Origin of the sequence: Chryseobacterium joostei (assembly GCF_003815775.1) — a bacterium.
GTDB classification, from domain to species: domain Bacteria; phylum Bacteroidota; class Bacteroidia; order Flavobacteriales; family Weeksellaceae; genus Chryseobacterium; species Chryseobacterium joostei.
Genome location: NZ_CP033926.1, coordinates 4,170,761 through 4,191,624 on the forward strand (window position 1 = coordinate 4,170,761; position 20,864 = coordinate 4,191,624).

The 20,864-nt window shown below is 38.6% G+C and carries 7 protein-coding genes; 6 read left to right on the plus strand and 1 reads right to left on the minus strand.

The window, feature by feature from the left end; genetic code table 11:
- Positions 1 to 325 precede the first annotated feature (325 nt).
- Positions 326 to 2,797, plus strand: coding sequence for a TonB-dependent receptor domain-containing protein (locus EG359_RS19065; RefSeq protein ID WP_084180520.1), 2,472 nt, complete (start codon positions 326 to 328; stop codon positions 2,795 to 2,797).
- Between the two features lie 494 nt (positions 2,798 to 3,291).
- Here the strand turns inward: EG359_RS19065 and EG359_RS19070 are convergent, their stop codons facing one another.
- Positions 3,292 to 5,001: a helix-turn-helix transcriptional regulator gene (locus tag EG359_RS19070; RefSeq protein ID WP_076356446.1), complete on the minus strand. Its 1,710-nt coding sequence runs from the start codon at positions 4,999 to 5,001 to the stop codon at positions 3,292 to 3,294.
- Between the two features lie 738 nt (positions 5,002 to 5,739).
- On the opposite strand from EG359_RS19070, the gene EG359_RS19075 reads away from it, so the two are divergent.
- The 5 genes from EG359_RS19075 to EG359_RS19095 all read left to right on the plus strand — a co-directional run bounded on the left by EG359_RS19075 (position 5,740) and on the right by EG359_RS19095 (position 20,856).
- A complete protein-coding gene (locus EG359_RS19075; RefSeq protein WP_123867446.1) occupies positions 5,740 to 6,357 on the plus strand; it encodes a hypothetical protein in 618 nt (205 codons plus the stop codon).
- Positions 6,358 to 6,483: 126 nt separating this feature from the next.
- Positions 6,484 to 13,137, plus strand: coding sequence for a thrombospondin type 3 repeat-containing protein (locus EG359_RS19080; protein WP_076356450.1), 6,654 nt, complete (start codon positions 6,484 to 6,486; stop codon positions 13,135 to 13,137).
- Positions 13,138 to 13,204: 67 nt separating this feature from the next.
- Positions 13,205 to 13,726, plus strand: a complete 522-nt coding sequence (locus tag EG359_RS19085) for a hypothetical protein (RefSeq protein WP_076356452.1) — start codon at positions 13,205 to 13,207, stop codon at positions 13,724 to 13,726.
- A gap of 968 nt (positions 13,727 to 14,694) precedes the next feature.
- On the plus strand, positions 14,695 to 16,155 hold the full coding sequence (locus tag EG359_RS19090) for an autotransporter outer membrane beta-barrel domain-containing protein (protein ID WP_076356454.1): 1,461 nt from the start codon (positions 14,695 to 14,697) through the stop codon (positions 16,153 to 16,155).
- Between the two features lie 288 nt (positions 16,156 to 16,443).
- Positions 16,444 to 20,856: an RCC1 domain-containing protein gene (locus EG359_RS19095; protein WP_076356456.1), complete on the plus strand. Its 4,413-nt coding sequence runs from the start codon at positions 16,444 to 16,446 to the stop codon at positions 20,854 to 20,856.
- Positions 20,857 to 20,864: the final 8 nt, after the last annotated feature.

Sequence of the window (20,864 nt, forward strand, 5' to 3'; positions counted from 1 at the left end):
ATTTAGGATAGATTTAGGAATAATAAAAAACTGATTATAATATTTAATAATATAAGTGCTTAGATAGATCCTATAAAAATAGAATTGTTGATAACTTGTTAGTAAAATGTGAATAACCAATTATACGTTTCAATATATATGCTTTAATCAAGCTTATAGAGCCTGTTTTAAACAATGTGATAACAATAAAACAAAATGAATTAACTGGCTCAATAATGTGATTTTAAGATTTTATTTAGAATAATTTAAATTAATATTGTGAGGGAATTTACTATTCCTTTATTTTGCACCTTTATTTATAATTATTTTAAATAAGGCTGAAAAAATGATACAATCATGTAAGAATGAGCTTCCAACGAAGCCAATGCTTCATGTCAAAGAAGCAGAGCAGGAGGGCGCTTTAACAGGTAAAATGATACAATGGGGTAAGCCATTTCTGATTTTTTTCTTTTCCCTGATAAGTTTAACAAAAATATATGCACAGGATATACAAAGTGGGATAGCAGGTAGAGTAAATATGGTGGATGGGCAACCCCTGAGGGCTATATCAGTTTCGCTATTGGAGGCAAATCGCCAAACGTTGACGGATGATGAGGGAAACTATAGCTTTACTAATGTGAATGCAGGAACATACACTGTAAAATTACAAATTTTAGGATCTAAAGAAGTACGTATTCCGGTTGAGGTGAAAACTGGTGAAATTACAACATTGGATTATCAACTCACCAAGGAAAATATTCAGGCAATACAGGAAGTGGTAATCATGAAAAATACCAATAGGTTTTCTAAGAAAGAAAGCGGATTTGTGGCAAGATTACCCTTAAAGAATCTGGAAAATCCACAAGTGTACAATACAGTAACCAAGGAGCTTTTTCAAGAGCAGGTCGCTGTAGATCTTGGAAGTATATCTAAAAATGTACCCGGTGCGGGAGTTCCTATGATAGCCAATCAAGGAAGAGTTACATTTCGTTCACGAGGATTTGAAACAGAGCCTAACGCCAGAAATGGAGTGGCGGGAGCTGCATTTTCAGTTATTGATCCTGTTAATTTAGAACGCATAGAAGCTATTAAAGGACCTTCAGCAACTTTATTCGGGAAAAGTGTTGCCAGCAGCTATGGTGGGGTTTACAATCGTGTTACTAAAAAACCTTATAATGATTTTGGGGGTGAAATTGGCTATGTTGGTGGTAGCTGGAGTTATAATAGATTAACGGTGGATGTAAACACTCCAATTAATAAAGACAGAACTGCTCTTTTTCGTCTTAATGCAGCGGGAACGTTTGAAAAGAGTTTTCAGGACCTAGGTTTTACCAATTCATTGGCTATTGCCCCGAGTTTTTCTTATCAAATCAACGATCGTATGTCGCTTCTTTTGGATGTAGAGTTTAATCAGGCAAAAGGAACCTCGGTAGTACGTTTTAATCCTTATACAGGAGGTAATAAAACCCAGTCTATTGCAGACATGAAGTTTCCTTACTATAAAAATTTCCTAGGTGATGACCTTGCCTATGAAACACAAATGATGAACATTTTTGCCCAGTTAAATTATAAGGTTTCAGAAAGCTGGACTTCCCAGACGATTATGTCTCGTGCAAGATCAACAATTAATGGCTATATTTCTGCTATAAACGGTAAAACAGACTCTACTGCAAGTGCTCAGGTGATGGTGGGGACTACATCGTTTATAGCGACCAATCTACAACAGAACTTTATCGGAGATTTTCATATCGGACGTTTTAGAAACAGAATGGTTGTAGGATTAGATTATTATAACAACTCTAATCATTTTGACCGATACCATACCAATACAAAGGTGTTTAATTTCGTTCATCCGTCAGCAGACTTTAGAGTAAACCGTAATATCATTGATGCTCTTACGGCAACTTCAGCATTCAGAAAAGAGAATAACGGTGATAATACCTATGCAGCATACGTATCAAATGTCTTTAATGTGACCGATCAGCTTATGGTAATGGCCAGTTTGAGGGTAGACAGGTTTCAATTTAAGGGAGTTTATGATATTACTACCGGTGAAATAAAAGGAGGTTTAAGTAATAGTGGAGCACAATCGGGGCCTTACGGGCAAACCGCTTTTTCTCCAAAGCTAGGGATTGTCTATGAAATATTGAAGAATAAAGTTTCATTGTTTGGAAACTATATGAATGGTTTTAATAATGTAAGTGGAGTAGATATTAATGGAAACTCATTTAAGCCTGAATATGCCAATCAGCTGGAATTTGGAGTAAAAGCAGATATCTTCAATCACAAACTTATAGGAACATTAAGCTATTATAACATTCGTGTTGATAATATACTAAGAACGAATCCTGATGATATCAATTATTCTATCCAGAACGGAACTCAATTGAGTAAGGGAATAGAAGCAGAACTAACGGCTAATCCTTTTGAAGGATTAAATATTGTTGCAGGGTATGCCTATAACGATAGTAAGTTTACGAATGCAAACCCTTCTGTTAACGGGTTGAGACCTGCCTTATCCGGTCCTGCTAGTATGCTTAATTTTTGGGTCAGCTACCGAATTCCACAAGGTAAATTAAAAGGCCTTGGAATAGGTGGTGGTGGAAATATGGGATCTTCATCCTATCAGACAAATACACAAACAGCCAAAGTGATTATACCATCTTATAAAATGTTTGATCTGGGTATTTTCTATGATCAGCCAAAATATAGAGTAGGATTGAAGTTTGATAATATTACCAATGAAAAAGCTTGGTCAGTGAGATTAACACCACAAGCTCCATCACGTTTTCTGGGAAGTGTTTCTTTGAAATTCTAAAATAAATCTTCAAGTGTAGCCATATAAAAAATCCCGGACTCAATAATCTGGGATTTTTATTTTATATCATTGTATTCAATTGATCCAAAGACAAAAATTATTACGGTAACGTATTTTGACATAGAAATTCCCCTGAAATATTCCCTGGGTAGTATCATGCCAATAATATTTCCTCAAAGTTTTCTATCTTAATAGAATAAGAAACTCCTTTATTCGGAGGTAATGGATCACGTAAAAATACTTTACCACATTCCACTTTTTCCAGTACTACTGCATGACCTTTAAACAGCTATATGCCAATAATCACAACTGCTTTATCTCCGTCTTCTAATTGCAGGAAATGATACAAGAATCCCTTAAAATAATTTTTGGACTAATAAACTCAAAACTCAATCAAAACGAGAAGCAAGAGCAGAATGAAAAAGCAATTGACTTTCTGATGCAAGAAATTTTATAGTAATGGTTATTATATGGCTAGAAATCTTGAAATTATTTTAAATCAAAACATTAAATTTTTCATCATTCAAATTTTGGATAAAGTAAGAAGGTGTAACTCCATTTACTTTTTTGAAAGCTGTAACAAATACCTGAGGTGAAGAATATCCGCATACTTCTGCCAGATAAGAGATTTTGTATTCTCTGTACTTTGGTTCGTCGTATAACTTTTGAGAAATATATCTTATTCTTAGAGAATTAGTATAATCATTGAAAGTTTGCGATCTGTTATTTTTAATAATCTCTGATGCATATTTTACATTTGTATCCAGTCGGCTTGCAAGGATACTAATTGAAAAGTCATTTTTTAGATATCTTTTTGATTTTTCGAAAATAGCTAATTCTTTTAATAGACGATTCTCTGTTGATTTAGATATTATCGTTTTTGAATTGGCTACAGTAGGTTCTGGTTCAGAAGCAATGGTGTAATCATTTTCGCTTTCATCATCTTCAATCTCTTCAACAGGAAAAACCGGCGCATGATTTTTAAGTTGTTCAATAACTTTTTCATAATCCTTACGAAGAAGTCTATTTTTTCTCCTCGATAAGATGATCATAATGATAATGGCAGCAATAACAATTATTGCTATAATACTGATAATAGTGTATTCTTTTTCATCACTTTCCTGGTGCTGGTTATTTATATTTTTTATGATATTTTTAGTGACAGCATCAGCCTCTTTTTTTTGTACAAATGTTAGCGAGTCTTTAAGAGAATTATACTTGTGCATATAGTCTTTTGATCTTTCTTTTTCTCCCATCTCCATATAGGAAGACATAAGGAACTCAAAAGATTCTACCCGGTCAGAAGGGCTGTTAAACGTTTTTTCCAGTTCTAATGCACGATTTGCATAATCAATTGACTTTTGATACTCTTTTTTTTCTAAAAATAACCAACTGATCTGATTGAGCATTGTTATTTTATTACTAAGAGAGACATTATATTTTTTATCTTCATAAAATTTCAATCCTTCAAATAAATATTTTTGAGCCTTATCTAAATTTTCTTTAGCTGCATCTGAATGTTCCAAATAAAAAATACCAAGACGCATATTGGTAAATGCCAACTGGTCATATTTCAAATTCTTAGGAACAGATATACTATTATCACTTATTTTTTTTCCGATATTAAGGCTTTTATTAAGATAATAAGCTATGGAATCATCATATATTTTACTTTCATACCTTTTGTGGTTTTCATAAACTCCGGTAATGTTTTCATATAATAATGATAATGTATAATATTTTGTATTGACATCTTTAAGTTCTTGGGCGCTATTTATTGCAGACTTATAGTCTTTTAAACCTTCGCTATCAAGTCCCAAAAAAGTTAAAGCCAATGCCATTTTACGATACATATTAGAAATAAGACCTTCTTCATCTTTGGAATTTTTTGTTATCTTTTTTAACTGGTTTCCCAGGCTTACAACGTCCTTGTATCTATTTTGGTAAGAATAAATACTCATCAACTGTACTCCGGCTTGTAAAGTTCCGAAATTGTATTCCAGTCTTTCAGATTGTGATTTTACTTCCAGTAATGCTTTTTCCTTTTCAGCTAGACTTTTAGTATGATCATTCATACTTTGGGCAATCTTGTTATTTTTTTCATTGATCTCGTCCGTTTGTGGATTGCCAACGATTCTTGTAATTTGCCCATAAAAAGAGATGAAAATAATAAGTGTTAAAAAAAAGGAAATATTTTTTTTCATTTATAAGGAATTTATGCTGTGATATTTATAATTCTATTGAGGATTTATTTGTAAAAATTATTTAATACTTTAAAATATGCAAAGATAATTTAGAAACTTAGATTTTGTTTACATCGTAAATATATAATCATGTTTTTTTACAAAATTTTATTCTAAGGAATTATTTATTTAATATATAGATTTCTAATAGCTGAAAATTAGCAATTAAATAGATATTCTAGTGTTTTATTTTTCTGAATTTTCATTATTATAAAAGATTACAAATTTGATATTCTTAACAGCAATTTTTACGGTCACAAAGATGTAAATGAAATTTTTATAAACAACAATTTTCTTAATTTGAAATATTAAAAATTCGGAATTTTTGTCAATGTTCTTTTTTTATCAAATGATTCTTTCCTATCTATTACTCAACACATAATTGTCTGAAAAGAGACTGATAAGCACGTATTTTAATAAACTTCCAAATTAAATATTTAAAGACTATTTTATCGATTAAAATAGCAGAATTATATTTGAATATTTCTACAGTTTTTCCATTTGATTTTAATTTTAAATAACTTAAAATCAATATTTTATTATTTTAAATTTCAATAGTTAAATAGTGATTAATTTGATCTAAGTTTTTCGGAATTCTTGCTATAGATCGGTTGTGTTTTGTGCTTTGTTAGCATAATATTGTAAAACCTATTGGGCTCAAACGATTCTAATAACACACATGATAAAATGAAAACACGAATGAGTGAGAAATTCAAAGAAAGATCTTCCCTTGCTACAAAGGGGAGATTCTTTCTTTTTTTTATTTCAGTCATTTCTTGGTGTGAACCTTTAAACGCAACCATCCCTGATAATATTGCAACTGAAAAAATTATTGAGGCAGATTCTCTCAGGCTTGTTAATGATATTCAGGAGGATAATACGGTCAAAATCTACGTAACAGATGATGCCCAATTTATCAATTTAGATAATTTAACTACTACACCAATTGTTATCGTTAAAATCGATACTAAAAAAGAAATCTCGAAAAAAAATAAAAAAGAGAAGGTAAAAAGTAGTACAAAAGATAAAAGAATTATAAAGAAGTCTGTACAAAAATCACCTTCGGTTCATCAATTCTATTTCACCAATCCCCAGGATAAAGAATTTACCCATTTTGATGTTGGGCTGGGTAAAGCAGTGGTGACAACTACTCAGCAGCTCAAATTATTTTCAGTCAATAAACTTTTCGTTTTAAACTTAATACTTTTCGTAACCATATACTTGGTGTGTTTTTTCAAAGAAAACACTTTTTTTATATCAATTATCGGTAAAAATTTTCAGCGACCGCCACCTTATTTTTCCATTCAATTATTTTAAAGAAAAAGGACATAATTAATATAAACAAAAAATTTATTAGTTATCGTCCCTCTGTTACTTCGCAGCTTTTTTGTTCCCAAATAAGAAGCACGGAAATACAAAAAATAATAATTAAATAATTAAACAATGAGAAAAATATTAACTTTCTTAATAGCGGTATCATCGCCATTACTACTATTTGGACAATCGCCGGGAGGAGTCATTCCGGCAGCCTGGTACAAAGCAGACGCTGGTGTGTATTCCAACGCAGGTACAACTGCCGCAGTAGATAATGCCACTGTTCAGCAGTGGAATGACCAGATGGGAACAGGGTACAATCTTGCCCAGGTAACCGCCGGGCAAAGACCAATCTTCTCTAACCAGAGTACGCTGGCTAACTTTAATCCGACTGTATCCTTTAATGCTGACTTTATGACAGCAGACCCCGGGAGCGGAAATGCTATTATAAACCGTGCTCAGGGAAGTATCTATATTACCGGTAAAATGAATGCAATTGGTGCTGCAGGACTGGCAGGATTTGATGCCACTATGGATTATCCCGGATTGCACACCTCTCAGGCTTCCCCGAATGACAAACTGTTGTTTTATACGGCAGGAAGTGGCTATACTACTAATTCTACCAATTCGTTTACGGCCACAAAAGCTTTCGTTGCAGGTTCTTCATGGCTGAATGGTGGTGGAACTCCAGGTTCCAACGTATTGGCTAAAGTATGGCTGGACGGTAACGAAAATATTTACAACAATACGGACGGAAATGTTAATGTAGGTAATCTTACTCGTATCTTCAGAATAGGTGGTGATAGCAACTGGGGCAGTCTTAACGGGCAGCTCAATGAGACGATTATATTTGCAAATCCTCTATCCGCTTCAGAAAAAGCCCGTGTAGATTCTTATTTATCTGTTAAATGGGGAACTACCTTGCTGAGCAGCTATGTGAATTCTACCGGCACTACAGTTTGGAATTACGATGCGGCTTACCAAAACAATATTCTAGGTATCGGAAGAGATAACAATAGTGCTTTATACCAGAGGCAATCACGAAGCGAGAACCCGAACCAGAAATTGATTATTGGTGCAGGAAATTCTTTGGCAAACACCAATGCTGCAAATACCAATACACTAACAGACGGACAATTCCTTATTGTGGGTGATAATGGTTTGAAGCAAACTCTTACAACACCTTTGGCTTATACCGGTGGTGCTAACGGAGATGTTAATTACCGTTTTGAATCAATTTGGAAAGCTCAAAATACGGGAACTGTAGGAACAGTAACCGTTGCATGGCCTAAAGGGGTGAACAACTTGTATCTTGTACAGTCTACCGATGCGGCTTTTGACGGAACAGATACCTTTACCCCAATGGCAACGGAAGTTACCGTAAACGGTGTGGTGTACAACACTGCTACTGTTACATTAGGAAACGGACAGTATTTTACTTTTGCAGGATATATGTATGCCCCGGGAGGAGTGCTTTCAGCAGCTTGGTATCGTGCCGATGCAGCGGTTTACTCAGATGCTGGAACAACTTCAGCTGCTGACAATACTACCGTTCAACAATGGGATGAATTTAATAATAAACCTTTCCCTTTAACTCAGGCAGCAGCGGCACAAAAACCGACCTTCTCTAATCAGAGCACACTGGCTAACTTCAATCCTACCGTAACCTTTATATCTGCAGGACACGGAACAGGACAAGGTGGTTTTATGGCGGCAGATCCGGGAAGCGGAAATGAAATTATAAACCGTACACAGGGAAGTATTTATACCTCTGGTAAAATGAATACCCTTGGTGCAGCAGGATTAGCTGGTTTTGATGCCAGTATGAATTATCCTGGACTGCATATTTCCAACAATGCAACCACAGATAAGTTATTGTTTTTTAGTGGAGGTACTTACAACACATTATCTACCAATTTGTTTGCTTCCCAAAAGCCTTTCGTGGCTGGTTCTTCTTGGTTAAATGGGGGTGGAACTCCGACTACTAACGCATTGACTAAAGTATGGCTTGATGGTAATGAAAATATTTACAACAATACATCCTCAAATATTAACACTGGTAATACGCTTCGTATCTTCAGAATCGGTCGTGACACCGATTGGGGAAGCCACGATGGTCAGCTGAATGAAACAATTGTGTTTGAAAACCCTCTTTCTGCTTCAGAAAAAGCCCGTGTAGATTCTTATTTATCCGTTAAATGGGGATCAACATTGATTGGGGATTATGTAAACTCTGGCAGCACTGTGGTATGGAATACTTCTGCTACCTATCAGAATAATATTTTAGGTATTGCAAGAGATAATATTTCTGCTCTGTATCAGAAACAATCCCGAAGCGAAAACCCGAATCAGAAATTGATTATCGGTGCAGGAAATTCTTTGGCAAACACCAATGCTGCAAATACCAATACGCTAACAGACGGGCAATTCCTTATTGTAGGTGATAATGGTTTGAAGCAAGGACTATATACACCATTATCTTATACAGCGGGTTCTAACGGAGCAACCAATTTCCGTTTCGAATCTGTATGGAAAGTACAGAATACAGGAACTGTAGGAAATGTAACTGTGGCATGGCCTAAAGGAATTAAAAACCTGTATCTGGTACAGTCTTCGGATCAAACTTTTGCAGGTGGTAATACTTATACACCAATGACTACGGAAGTTACCGTAAATGGTGTTGTGTACAATACAGCCAATGTAACCTTAGCAAACGGGCAGTTCTTCACCTTTGCAGGATACCAGCATGCTCCGGGAGGAGTGCTTTCTTCACTTTGGTACAGAGCCGATAAAGGAGTAACTCCGGTAGCTGGTGCAGTAACAACCTGGACAGATTATTCTGTGGGTCAGGTACCTGTTGTATCTGCATTATCAAGCACTACTTCAGCGCCAACCTCAGTGAATGGAACAGGGCTTAACCTGAACTTTAATCCGGGGATTACATTCGTGCCGGCAAATGCTCTAGGAAATTCATCTGTACTGAATGCTGTTTCCAGTACCAATTATTCAATATACACAAGCACTACACCGGTTACAGGCTCGGGCTATGACAGAGTTGTAGGGTTAAATTATTCGGGACTTACTGGAGGAAATAAGTATGACAGTCCGGCGATTGAAGCCGTTTATATTAACATGAGGGACAATGCAGGAGGTTCCCATATTAATGCACCTGTTGCACCTGTTGTGGCTCAGTACGCGCAGTTAAGCAATACATCGATTGTAAGAAACAGCTTTACCAACAACCAATTCCAGAGAGCTCTGAACGGTGCGGCAGTTATTTCTACGATGACGATGACTCCTACTCTTACCACATGGCCAGATGGAGGAATTGTAATGGGAAGAAATGTAAATGATGGTGGTGATGACAATGGTGTTGGAATGACCATGTCCGAAACCATCGTATTCGATAAAGCACTTACGGTAAATGAAATCAACAGGGTAGACTCTTATTTAGCAATAAAAGGAGGAATTACCCTGGATATTGCTAATACTCCAAACTATCTTAGCAGTAACTCTATTCCTGTATGGACATCCGGAAACAATACAGGGTATAACAACAATATCTTTGGTATTGCAAATGATAAATTATCTGACCTGAACCAAATGCAGTCCAATAGCATCAATTCAGGACAAAAATTGATTATCGGTGCAGGAAATTCTTTAGCCAATACCAATGCAGCGAATACCAATACGCTAACAGACGGGCAATTCCTTCTGGTAGGAGATAATGGTCTGAAGCAAAGCCTTGCTATACCATTAGCTTATACAGCGGGTTCTAACGGAGCAACCAACTTCCGTTTCGAATCTGTCTGGAAAGCTCAAAATACGGGAACTGTAGGAAACGTAACGGTAGCATGGCCAAAAGGAGTGAAAAACCTGTATCTGGTACAGTCTGCAAACGCTACATTTGCAAGTGGCAACACTTTCACACCAATGACTACAGAAGTTACCGTAAATGGTGTGGTGTACAACACAGCTAACGTAACTTTAGCGGACGGGCAATTCTTCACCTTTGCAGGCTTAGGATATGCACCAGGAGGGGTTACCAACGGTCTTTCTTATTGGTACAGAGCTGACGTAGATGCTGCAAACACAGGCGCAGCAACAGATGTAACTACCTGGAAAGACGTATGGAACGGAACTACCGTTGCACAGCTGGGAACCAATCCTTTACCGAAGTATGTAACCGGTACTTCTACTTATTTCAACTTTAACCCTGGTATTAATTTCACAGCAGGAACACAATCACTTGGTAACTATACTGTAAGAACCTTTTCTGCTGATTCTTATGATGTATTTACATTTACTAAGGAAGGAATGGCGAGTGGGGGATCTTTCTCAAGTATCTTCAGATCGGCAGTAGACAATGCTTTTCTGGATGGAGGTTTACGCAGATGGGATGGTTTGGGTATTCAGATGGATAATTACATAGAAAGACTTTCCAATACCGGAGGAAACACAGATACCGGCTTATCACTTCCTGCCGGAACTTTTTCTACTACGATTCCTAGTATTATGTACCACACGTTTACGGCGCTTACAACCACAAAGGCTCTTAACGGTGCAGCGAACTTTGCAACGACAAACCATGCAGGTACAGGAGTACGAAACCTTAATGGTGGACATTTGTTTGGTGATTCCCGATTTTCGTTAAGTACTACCAGCGATAACCGTGGATTTATAGGGCATCTTGGAGAAACCATCATCTACGGAGCCGGTAATATTACAGCAACCGAACGCAGAAGAGTAGATTCTTATTTAGCTATTAAATACGGTATCACGATGGGGCGTGTAAATACAGATCATTATCTGGATGCGAACGGAACATTGGTATGGAACGGAGGAAGCAATACTACCTACAACAACAACATCTTTGGTGTGGCAAGAGAAGACATTGGTCTTTTTGAGCAGAAAGTTTCTAAATCTGTCAATGCAGGAACGATACTTACCGTGGCTACCACTAATGATTTTGTTTTACCAAATCTTGATGCTTCACGTACAAGTTTTGCGACTGATAAAACGTATTTCCTATTGGGAGATAACAACAATGTGACTACTACAACTGTGGATGTTACAGTAGGTACAAATACCTATAAGAGAATTCAGAGAGCTTGGATGGCGCAGGAGAAAGATGCCGATGCAGGTTCTTTATTCTTTGAAGCAGATCTTGCTGCTTATAATCTTGCAATATCAGACATAGTAGGTAAGGTAGTAATGTTAGTATCAGATGATGCTAATTTTACAACCAATGTACAAGTAATAAACCCTGTGTCTAATAGTAGCGGAAAGTATATCTATAACCAAAATATCGCAGATGGAAAATATATTACATTTGCCGCGTATTGGTTTGATACAGACGGAGATGGAGTGACAGATGCGTGTGATCTTGATAATGATAATGATGGGATTCTTGATGTAAATGAAAAAAGTTGTGCACTTACAGGGCAAACCATTAGAATAGGATATATCCCAAATTCAAGAGATCTTTCTTCTGATAATGGATATACTTTTGATGGACAGTATATGAATAATTCCGGAGCATTAAAGTTAACTAATCCTGCTAACTTCGGCCCTGCCGGAACTGTGAAAGCAACTATTGTTTTGGTAAATATGGGAACTGCACCAATTACTAAAGCTATTATCAACTCGTTAAATCTGAATGCGATATTTCTTGGAGGTATTGAAGATGAAGTTTCGTCTTCTTATCTGTCAGCATCTGAGTTTGATGCAATTAAAGATTGGTCAGATGATTCGTTGAACAATTTGGTTGTTGCTACACAATTACAAGCTGAACAATGGGGACGAGCCATAGCAGTCACATCGCTGTCAAACACACATACTCCTACATCATATGGAAGCCAAACGTCCATTTTTAATGGTCCTTTTGGCAATATTACTTCATATAATCAAGATGCGAGCAAACAATGGTTTTTTATTAATCCAGCAACTGCTTGCAATACAGGGGCATTAGCTGTATATGGTGGTAATGCTGCTAGACCTGAAATGTATATTGACGGAACTTACAATGATTTAATGATCTCTGGAGTTAATATTTTGACTACAAAAGGTGGGGTTACAGCGGGTAATGCTATTACTTCAACTAATGACAAACTTTTTGCCAATATCTTTGCTTTTGTGGCTCAGCAATCGGCTTGTAGTAATAAAGATACGGACGGAGATGGTATTCCGGATTATCATGACCTGGATTCTGACGGAGACGGCTGTCCTGATGCTATAGAGGGTGCAGGAGGCTTTACTACGACTAATCTTGTGAACTCTTCTATGCCGGGAGGTAATACCGGAGCGGGGTATACCGGAACAGCAGGTCCTGTTATTCAAAATCTGGGTAATACAGTAGGCAATACCTCTACAACAATGGGGGTACCTACTATTGCAGGAACAGGTCAGGCAATAGGAAGCTCTCAAAATGCTTCTGTTTCAAACTGTATTTTGCCATATTGCTACAAACCGGGTATTACAGCGGGTACCGCATTAGATACCAAGGTAGGGATCACTGCTCTTAGCCGAGCGGGATTAAATTCTGATAACTGGCCAATGGTAAGAAAAGGCGGCTGGCTTGCTTTGGAATCCAAAACCAAAGGCTTTGTACCAAACAGGGTAGCGTTCTCAGGAGCCAATCCTGTGGGGATTGCACCTGCTAACTTCGTAGAAGGGATGATGGTGTATGACACGACCAACAAATGTATGAAGATGTATACTTCTCAGGATAACGGAGTTACTTTCGGATGGTATTGTATAACAACACCAACTTGTCCGGATTAATAAAAGTAAACAAGAGGTTGAGAGCATCAATTCTCAGCCTCTTTTTAACCATTTTAAAACAAAAGCAATGAAAAAAACAATAGCATTATTAGCTGTTTCTCTGTCAGCTTTTCAGGTGCAGGCTCAGTTGGCGGTAGGGAAATCTGCCGTTACCAACAATTCGGTTTCCTTAGAGTTTTCCAATACAGAAAACAGAGGACTTGTTCTTCCGTATAATATCAACAAATCAGGGATTACTGAAAACGGAACGATGATCTATGATACCACAGACCATAAGGTAAAATATCTGAAAGACAATGCCTGGTTTGATTTTAGTGTGGATACCTCCGGTACTTCGGATCTAAGCATTCAGGGAGCAGATAAGACCGAACAGCCTGGAGCAAAGGTTGCGATCTATAGTACAGGAAGCACCAACACTACATCGGGAATTCTTGTATTAGAAGATACTAATAAAGCAATGATACTTCCTAAGGTGGCAAGTCCGCATCTCAATATCATCAATCCCGCTCCGGGAATGATGGCGTACGATACCACAAAAAGACAGCTTGCCGTATATAATGGCACTGTATGGTCTTTCTGGAAACCATAAGAACATAAGAACATATAAATAATTATTTAATGAGAAGATATCTTCGGCAGTCTGAGCATGCAAAATGTTCATCCAAATTTTTATCCTGAATGCAAAGCTGCCGGAGAATTTTTTCTCACGAACTACTCTTATAAAACACAAAACACACAAAAAACACAAAAACAAATAAAAATTATGACGAATTATATCTTTTATAACACACCCCTCTTTTCTTTCATCTGATTATATATCGATCAGTATTTCCCAGTAGAAGTAGAAAAATACACCTGGCTTTATCAATCAGTTTGATGATGCCTGAAGACTTAAACCTAAAATTTATCTATAAACATTTCAGAATCAGAAAATTTACCCTGGTTTGAAATGTTTATAGGTTACAATCTATCTTTTAATAATTAAAAACAAAAACTTTATGATGAAGAAAAAACTGAAGCATTCACTGGAAGAGCTTCTGAAAAAACCGAAAACTGCCATTCTATGACCAGAAAAGGCAGCTTGCTTTGGAGTACAAAACCAAAGGTTTTGTACCGAACAGAGTAGCATTCTAAGGGCTAATCCCGTGGGAATTGCACCTGCCAACTTTGTAGAAAGGATGATGGTATATGGTATACGATACCCCAACAAATGTATGAAGATGTACACCCTGAAAGAAAGTGATGCTTCTACGGCTTAGCATTGTATCACTATATAGATTTGTACTGATTAATCATTTAACAAACCCAACAGGTTACAATATCCATCCCGAGAAACGAGTTCGCTAAAAGAGATGTTTCGACACCGCTGCGTTCTGCTCAACATGACAAAGGAACTTCTAAAAAGGAATGCATTATCATCTTGAGTATTGTCTGAAGGTCAATGAACGAAGTCGAAGGATCTCAACATAAAGAAAAGATGAGATGGTTCCTTCAGTCTGTATCAAGCCTGTTGAATATAGAAAATCAATAGCAAACAAAATTTAACACATAAACAAAATGAAAAAAAATATTATCATTTTAGCAACATTATTAATGTCTGGTATTGCATTCTCGCAGGTGGGTATCAATACGGACATACCAAAAGCTACATTGGATGTTGTAGGAAAAGCAACAGATACCAGTTCGTTAGACGGTATCATTGCACCACGGCTTACTGGCGACCAGTTGAGAGCCAAAACCTATACCACAGACCAGACAGGAACCCTGGTATATGTAACCACCGCAGACACGGCACCCGCAGGACAAACCGTAAATGTAACCAGTATTGGTTATTTCTATTTTGACGGTGCTGTATGGCAGAACGTTAGCAACGGTGCAGCAGCTCCTGTAAATATCTACAATGCTAATGGTTCTTTAACGGGATCAGGAAGTTCTCGTAATTTGACCCTTAATGGTAAAGAACTAAATTTCATAGGAACGAATCAAAGAACTTCTTGGAGGACGGATGGTGTTTTATATCAGGAAAATCTTCAAAGTTCAGGAGGAGAGGGAGCAATAGTTATTACAGGCGGGAGCAGCTCTAATTTATACCTGCAACAGTTTAGAAATGGTCCGGCTCAAATTCAGGCTGCTTTCAACTCTACTGTTCTGGATATAGGAACAAATGGTTCTACAGCATCGGCTCCGTTGACAATAAGCACAAGCGCAGGAGGAGGTGCTTTGGCGACAGAAAAAATGCGTGTTACAGGCGAAGGAAACGTGGGTATCAATACTATCGCACCAACCGAAAAATTAGACAACAACGGCATCACAAGATTGAGAAATCTCCCAACAGATGGTACTACTAATGCTATTTATACACAAAGTAATGGAGCCGCTTCTGCCACACAAAACCAAACCTTTACCGCAACCAGAACTGTCGTTGCTGATGCCAATGGAGTTTTAGGAACTGTCGCAGGTTTGCCGGCAACTCCTATAAATATTTACAATGCAAACGGCACCCTTACAACAAACAGAACCGTAACCACCAATAGCAATTCTCTGTCGTTTACAGGCAATGGAAATACTGTGATGATAAGTAATTCAGGAACTATGGCTAGTATTTCTGCAAACGGTACCGGAAGAGGTAATTTGACTGTTACTGGAGGGAATTCTATAGTGGATGTTTTTGCAGATAATAATGGTGTCGGACAGATTATTGCTCGGGGAACGGGAAATAGAGGATTAGATATAGGCAGTAGTTATACTACACAACCTGCTCATGTTAGATTTTTGACTTCACCAGGAAGCAATGTGCCCGGAACAGAAAGAATGCGCATTACACCAACAGGAAACATTGGTATCAACACCTCATTACCTCAAGCCAGACTACACGTCGTAAAAGCAGCATCCGATCTTACACCGGCAATTATAGAGGGGTGTAATGAATATGCAGATAACGCCGCAGCCACCAGTGCGGGTTTGCCTGTGGGTGGATTGTACAGAACATCAACCGGAGTGTTGATGGTAAGGTATTAAAAATAGCCACCCAATTCCGATCCAATGAAATGGGGTACGAAGGACGAGGTGGTTAAAACAATAATCTTTAAAAGATTTCAAATCCTTGAAAAATTAAAATAACAAACAATATAGAACAATTAAGTAGAACACAAATGTAATTTCAAAAATGATGAAAAGAAAAGTAATCGTGTCTCACAGGGCTGATCCTCCGGGGCACGCCATGATGATTGAGTCCTGCTGCCTGTACAAATACCGGGGGCAAAACACTAAGCACGATATGATATTTCAAAAATTAAAAACAAATGTATGATGAAAAAAACGAAAACAAAACTAACATTTAAACAGACAAAAAGTCTCTTTTTTGTCCTGTTGCTCTTTCTGAGAAACGGGATAATTAGCAAGGTAAAGAACTACAATATAAATGTAGCATTTTTGCCGGTATTCTTATTGTTTTTTGGAAGCCTCGGTGCCCAGACAATAAGAGTCTTGGACGTACAACTCACCGCATCGAGAGGTGCCGGAGCAGTGCAAAGCTATAATCTCGGAGGATCTTACATGACCAATGCCAAAGCAAAGCTGGCTTGTACAAATTTGTTTGGCATATCGGGCACTGTGACGCATCCCATTACGGTAACTACCGCTGCAGGTACATTAGGCAGTATCAATGCTGCTCTTTTAGCCAATTATGATGTTGTATTTATGGCTGCTCTGGTTGAAGGTTTTGCTACCAATTATTATACCCCTGCCGAGATAGATGCGCTGAAAGTATGGAGCAGAGACCCTCACCACGTTATTATTAGTGCTGAGCAACAAATGAATCAATACTTCACCAACTCAATGGGACTCAGTATCATCAATGGGAATACCGACCCTACCACTGTCGATGCCGGTGGAATAGACTCCACAACGACAAAGCTCTTTAGCGGTATCTTTGGGACACCAACATCGGCCGGTATTAGCCAGGGGGGATCTGCTCAGGGATATTTCACGGCTCCTTGCGGGGTTTGGAGTGTGGCAAAGAATGCTGTAGGAAACTCTACTATTGTCATCAATAATTACAATGATGTACTCTTAGGAGATGGTGATTTCTTCTCCATTATTAGTACTACAGGCGGCGTTTCCAGTGGTTGCGGTATCAATTCTAATACAGATAAAGTCTGGCTCAACCTTTGGGCATGGGCTGCAGACCAGGTGATTAACGGGAGTAGTTCTTCTTCCTATATCAGCTCGGCTGTACCGCCTACGCTTACATTACTTAATCCTATGCCAACTTCTTCTACCAATACAGGACAAATACAATCTACTATACCGACAGGCTACACGCTTGTGGGATGGCAGACCAGCACCGATTCGGGAAGTACATGGACATCTTTAGGAAGTACTGCCAATCCGTATACATATACCAATGCTGCCAATGGGCAGATGTACCAGGCAATATGGAGTGGTGGATCCGGCTGTCCTAATACTTATTCTAATATATTGACCATTACAATCAGCCGTTGTGTAAACGGATGTAACCCGAACACCTTTGTAAACAGCTCTGACCCCAATACCATAGAGTATGACAATGTCGTCTCAGCTGTTACTACCCTGGCAAAAACTGACAACGGTACATTTACAATCTGGGGACAGGGGGCTAGCCCGGCCGGGGGCAGTCTCTTAGCACCGACAGCGATAACGCCTGCGAATGGATATAGCTATACCGGGACACCTTTAAAAGCAACAACAGGAAGTTTTGTAGATTATTCTACTCCGGGATTTATTTACTATTATGCTCAAAGTGCTTTATTAACCACTAATGGGCTGTATCTTTGGGGTTCTCCTAATAGATTAGTGAGCTCGTCCATTAAAAATACCGCTGCTTTTGGCAAGATCACGGTAAATGGCAAAGCAGATGGCCTACCAGCAGGTGTAACACCTAATGATGTGAAAATGATGTTTGGCTCTCACCAGACTTTGGGTATTGTAACCTGCAGTGGTGATGCTTGGGTATTATCTTTCGGAGGATCTAAAAATGGAGATGGCACCGTACAGAATGCCGCAAACAATGTGATTTGGCACCGTGTAAAAACATCGGCTACAACAGATCTTAACGGTGTAGTGGCTATGCGTGGTAATGCTTTGGCGTTGTTTGCCTTAACTTCTGATGGTAAGTTATATACATGGGGTACAGGAACTTATCTGGGAGATGGAACTGCTGCTGCCAACAGAACCTATGCGACAGAAGTGGTTGTACCGGCTGGCGTTACCCCAAAAACGATAGGGATGACAATGGGAACAGCAACATCCCAGCCCTATTATCTACTGGCTACCGATGGAAGACTCTTTTCTATGGGTGAGAATAGCAGTAGACAATTGGGAGATGGTACTACCGCAGACAAAACTACCTGGGCACAGCCGCAAAAAATGACCGATCAGTATGGGCAGGGTACGGGACCATTGGTGAACATCGCATGGATTTCACCCAATGAACATACTGCTGATAATGATACAAATACTAAAGCTGGTATTAACGTACTGACCAATGATAAAAAACTATGGGGTTGGGGACTTGGTCGTTTAATTGGGGGGACCTCATTCACAACCTACTATGACCCTGTTTATATGCCGGGCAACAGCACTAATGCCAACGGAATGAAAGTGACCGATGAGATCATTATGGTAGAAACTGGGGGAGACTACGCTTTAAACTACAAAAAGAACTCAGACAAGTTTGGCTTTGTAGGATTATCTGTCTACAATAAAGGAGATGGTTCTAATACAATTCAAGTTGTTCCTGTTTATGCTTATGATACTGCCGTTTTGATGACATGTGGTGCAGAGATTGGTCCTGCTGTACAAGACCTACAGGTCTGCAATGGCACTACAGCCAACCTTAATAATGCCAACTTAGCCGCTACCCCAAGTGAGGTAGAATGGCACGCTACCAATGATGCCAGCAGCCCTGTAATCACCAATATTACTGCGGTAGCACCAGGTACTTACTATGCATTTTATACCGTAGCATCCGGTAAGCAAAGAGTAGCAGGCTCTGCAGCTATAGTAACAGGAGTCGTATGTTGTTCTACAGGTAATTGTAACCCAAATACCTTTGTAAATGCCGTAGACCCTAATACCATAGAGTATGATAATATGGTATCTGGTTACCACTCTACAATAGTAAAAGAAGCTAACGGAACTTTTAAAGCTTGGGGACAGGAAACTTCTCCTAATGGAACTGGAGATTTGCTTTCTCCTACAGCAATAACTTCTGCTAATGGCTTTAGCTATATAGGGACTCCTTTAAGAGCAACTGTTGGAAGCGGTTTTGGTGGTGCTACTATTAATCATCAATATGCATTGCTCACTACAGATGGATTGTATGTTTGGGGATTTGCCAATATGTTGATAAGCTCTTCTATTAAAAACACCAGTGCCTTTGGCAAAATCACGGTAAATGGCAAAGCTGATGGTTTACCAGCCGGTGTAATACCTCAACAAGTCAAGGCGATGTTCGGATCTTACGGAACATTAGCTATTGTCACCTGTAGTGGCGAGGCTTGGGTATTGTCTACAACAGGTAACAAAAATGGAGACGGAACAGCACAGGATGCTACCAATAATGTGATTTGGCACCGTGTAAAAACAGCAGCAGCAGGCAATCCAACCCTTGACAATGTGGTTGCTATGCGAGGTACTGCCAATGCTTTGTTTGCTTTAACTTCAGATGGTAGTCTCTATACCTGGGGCACGGGTACCTATATCAACAGCGGAGCCGCTGCCAACAGAACTTATGCCACTCAAGTATCTGCACCAGGAATAACTCCTAAAATGATAGGGATGACCGAAGCTATAGCTGCCCAAAGTTATTATCTATTAGCGACCAATGGCAAGCTATATGCAATGGGAGACAACTCAGACCGTCAGCTTGGCGATGGTACCACAACAACAAGAACTTCTTGGGTACAACCGCAAAAAATGACCAATCAGTCTGGACAGGGGGTAGGTGTGCTGGAAAATATTGCATGGATCTCTCCTAATGAGCATTCTAATTATCCTTTTTCTAATAGCACAGGATCTATTAATGTTTTGACCAATGATAAAAAGCAATGGGCTTGGGGTAGTAATGATGAATATATGATTGGGGGTGCAGCATATAACGGCAATTATGATCCAATGTATATGCCGGGGAACAGTGCCGCAGTTAACGGAATGAAATTGACCGATGAGATCATTGCTGTAGAAACAGGCGGTCATACTTCAATAAACGTCAAAAAAGGCGAGAACAAATTTGGGTATGTAGGTCACAGAACCAATGGTAGTATGGGTGATGGAAGCAGTGCTAATAGTAATGCTACTACTTACACTTACAGTACCGGTACTGTTTCTATATGTGGTGCAGATACTTCAGGTTTCTGCTACAAACCGGGCATTACAGCGGGTACCGCATTAGATACCAAGGTAGGAATCACTGCTCTTAGCCGAGCGGGATTAAATTCTGATAACTGGCCAATGGTAAGAAAAGGCGGCTGGCTTGCTTTGGAATCCAAAACCAAAGGCTTTGTACCAAACAGGGTAGCGTTCTCAGGAGCCAATCCTGTGGGGATTGCACCTGCTAACTTCGTAGAAGGGATGATGGTGTATGACACGACCAACAAATGTATGAAGATGTATACTTCTCAGGATAACGGAGTTACTTTCGGATGGTATTGTATAACAACACCAACTTGTCCGGATTAATAAAAGTA

What these genes read in the sequence shown, in the direction of transcription:
- EG359_RS19065 (WP_084180520.1), top strand. Translation starts at nt 326, where the DNA reads ATGATACAATCATGTAAGAATGAGCTTCCAACGAAGCCAATGCTTCAT.
- EG359_RS19070 (WP_076356446.1), bottom strand. Translation starts at nt 5,001, where the DNA reads ATGAAAAAAAATATTTCCTTTTTTTTAACACTTATTATTTTCATCTCT.
- EG359_RS19075 (WP_123867446.1), top strand. Translation starts at nt 5,740, where the DNA reads ATGAGTGAGAAATTCAAAGAAAGATCTTCCCTTGCTACAAAGGGGAGA.
- EG359_RS19080 (WP_076356450.1), top strand. Translation starts at nt 6,484, where the DNA reads ATGAGAAAAATATTAACTTTCTTAATAGCGGTATCATCGCCATTACTA.
- EG359_RS19085 (WP_076356452.1), top strand. Translation starts at nt 13,205, where the DNA reads ATGAAAAAAACAATAGCATTATTAGCTGTTTCTCTGTCAGCTTTTCAG.
- EG359_RS19090 (WP_076356454.1), top strand. Translation starts at nt 14,695, where the DNA reads ATGAAAAAAAATATTATCATTTTAGCAACATTATTAATGTCTGGTATT.
- EG359_RS19095 (WP_076356456.1), top strand. Translation starts at nt 16,444, where the DNA reads ATGATGAAAAAAACGAAAACAAAACTAACATTTAAACAGACAAAAAGT.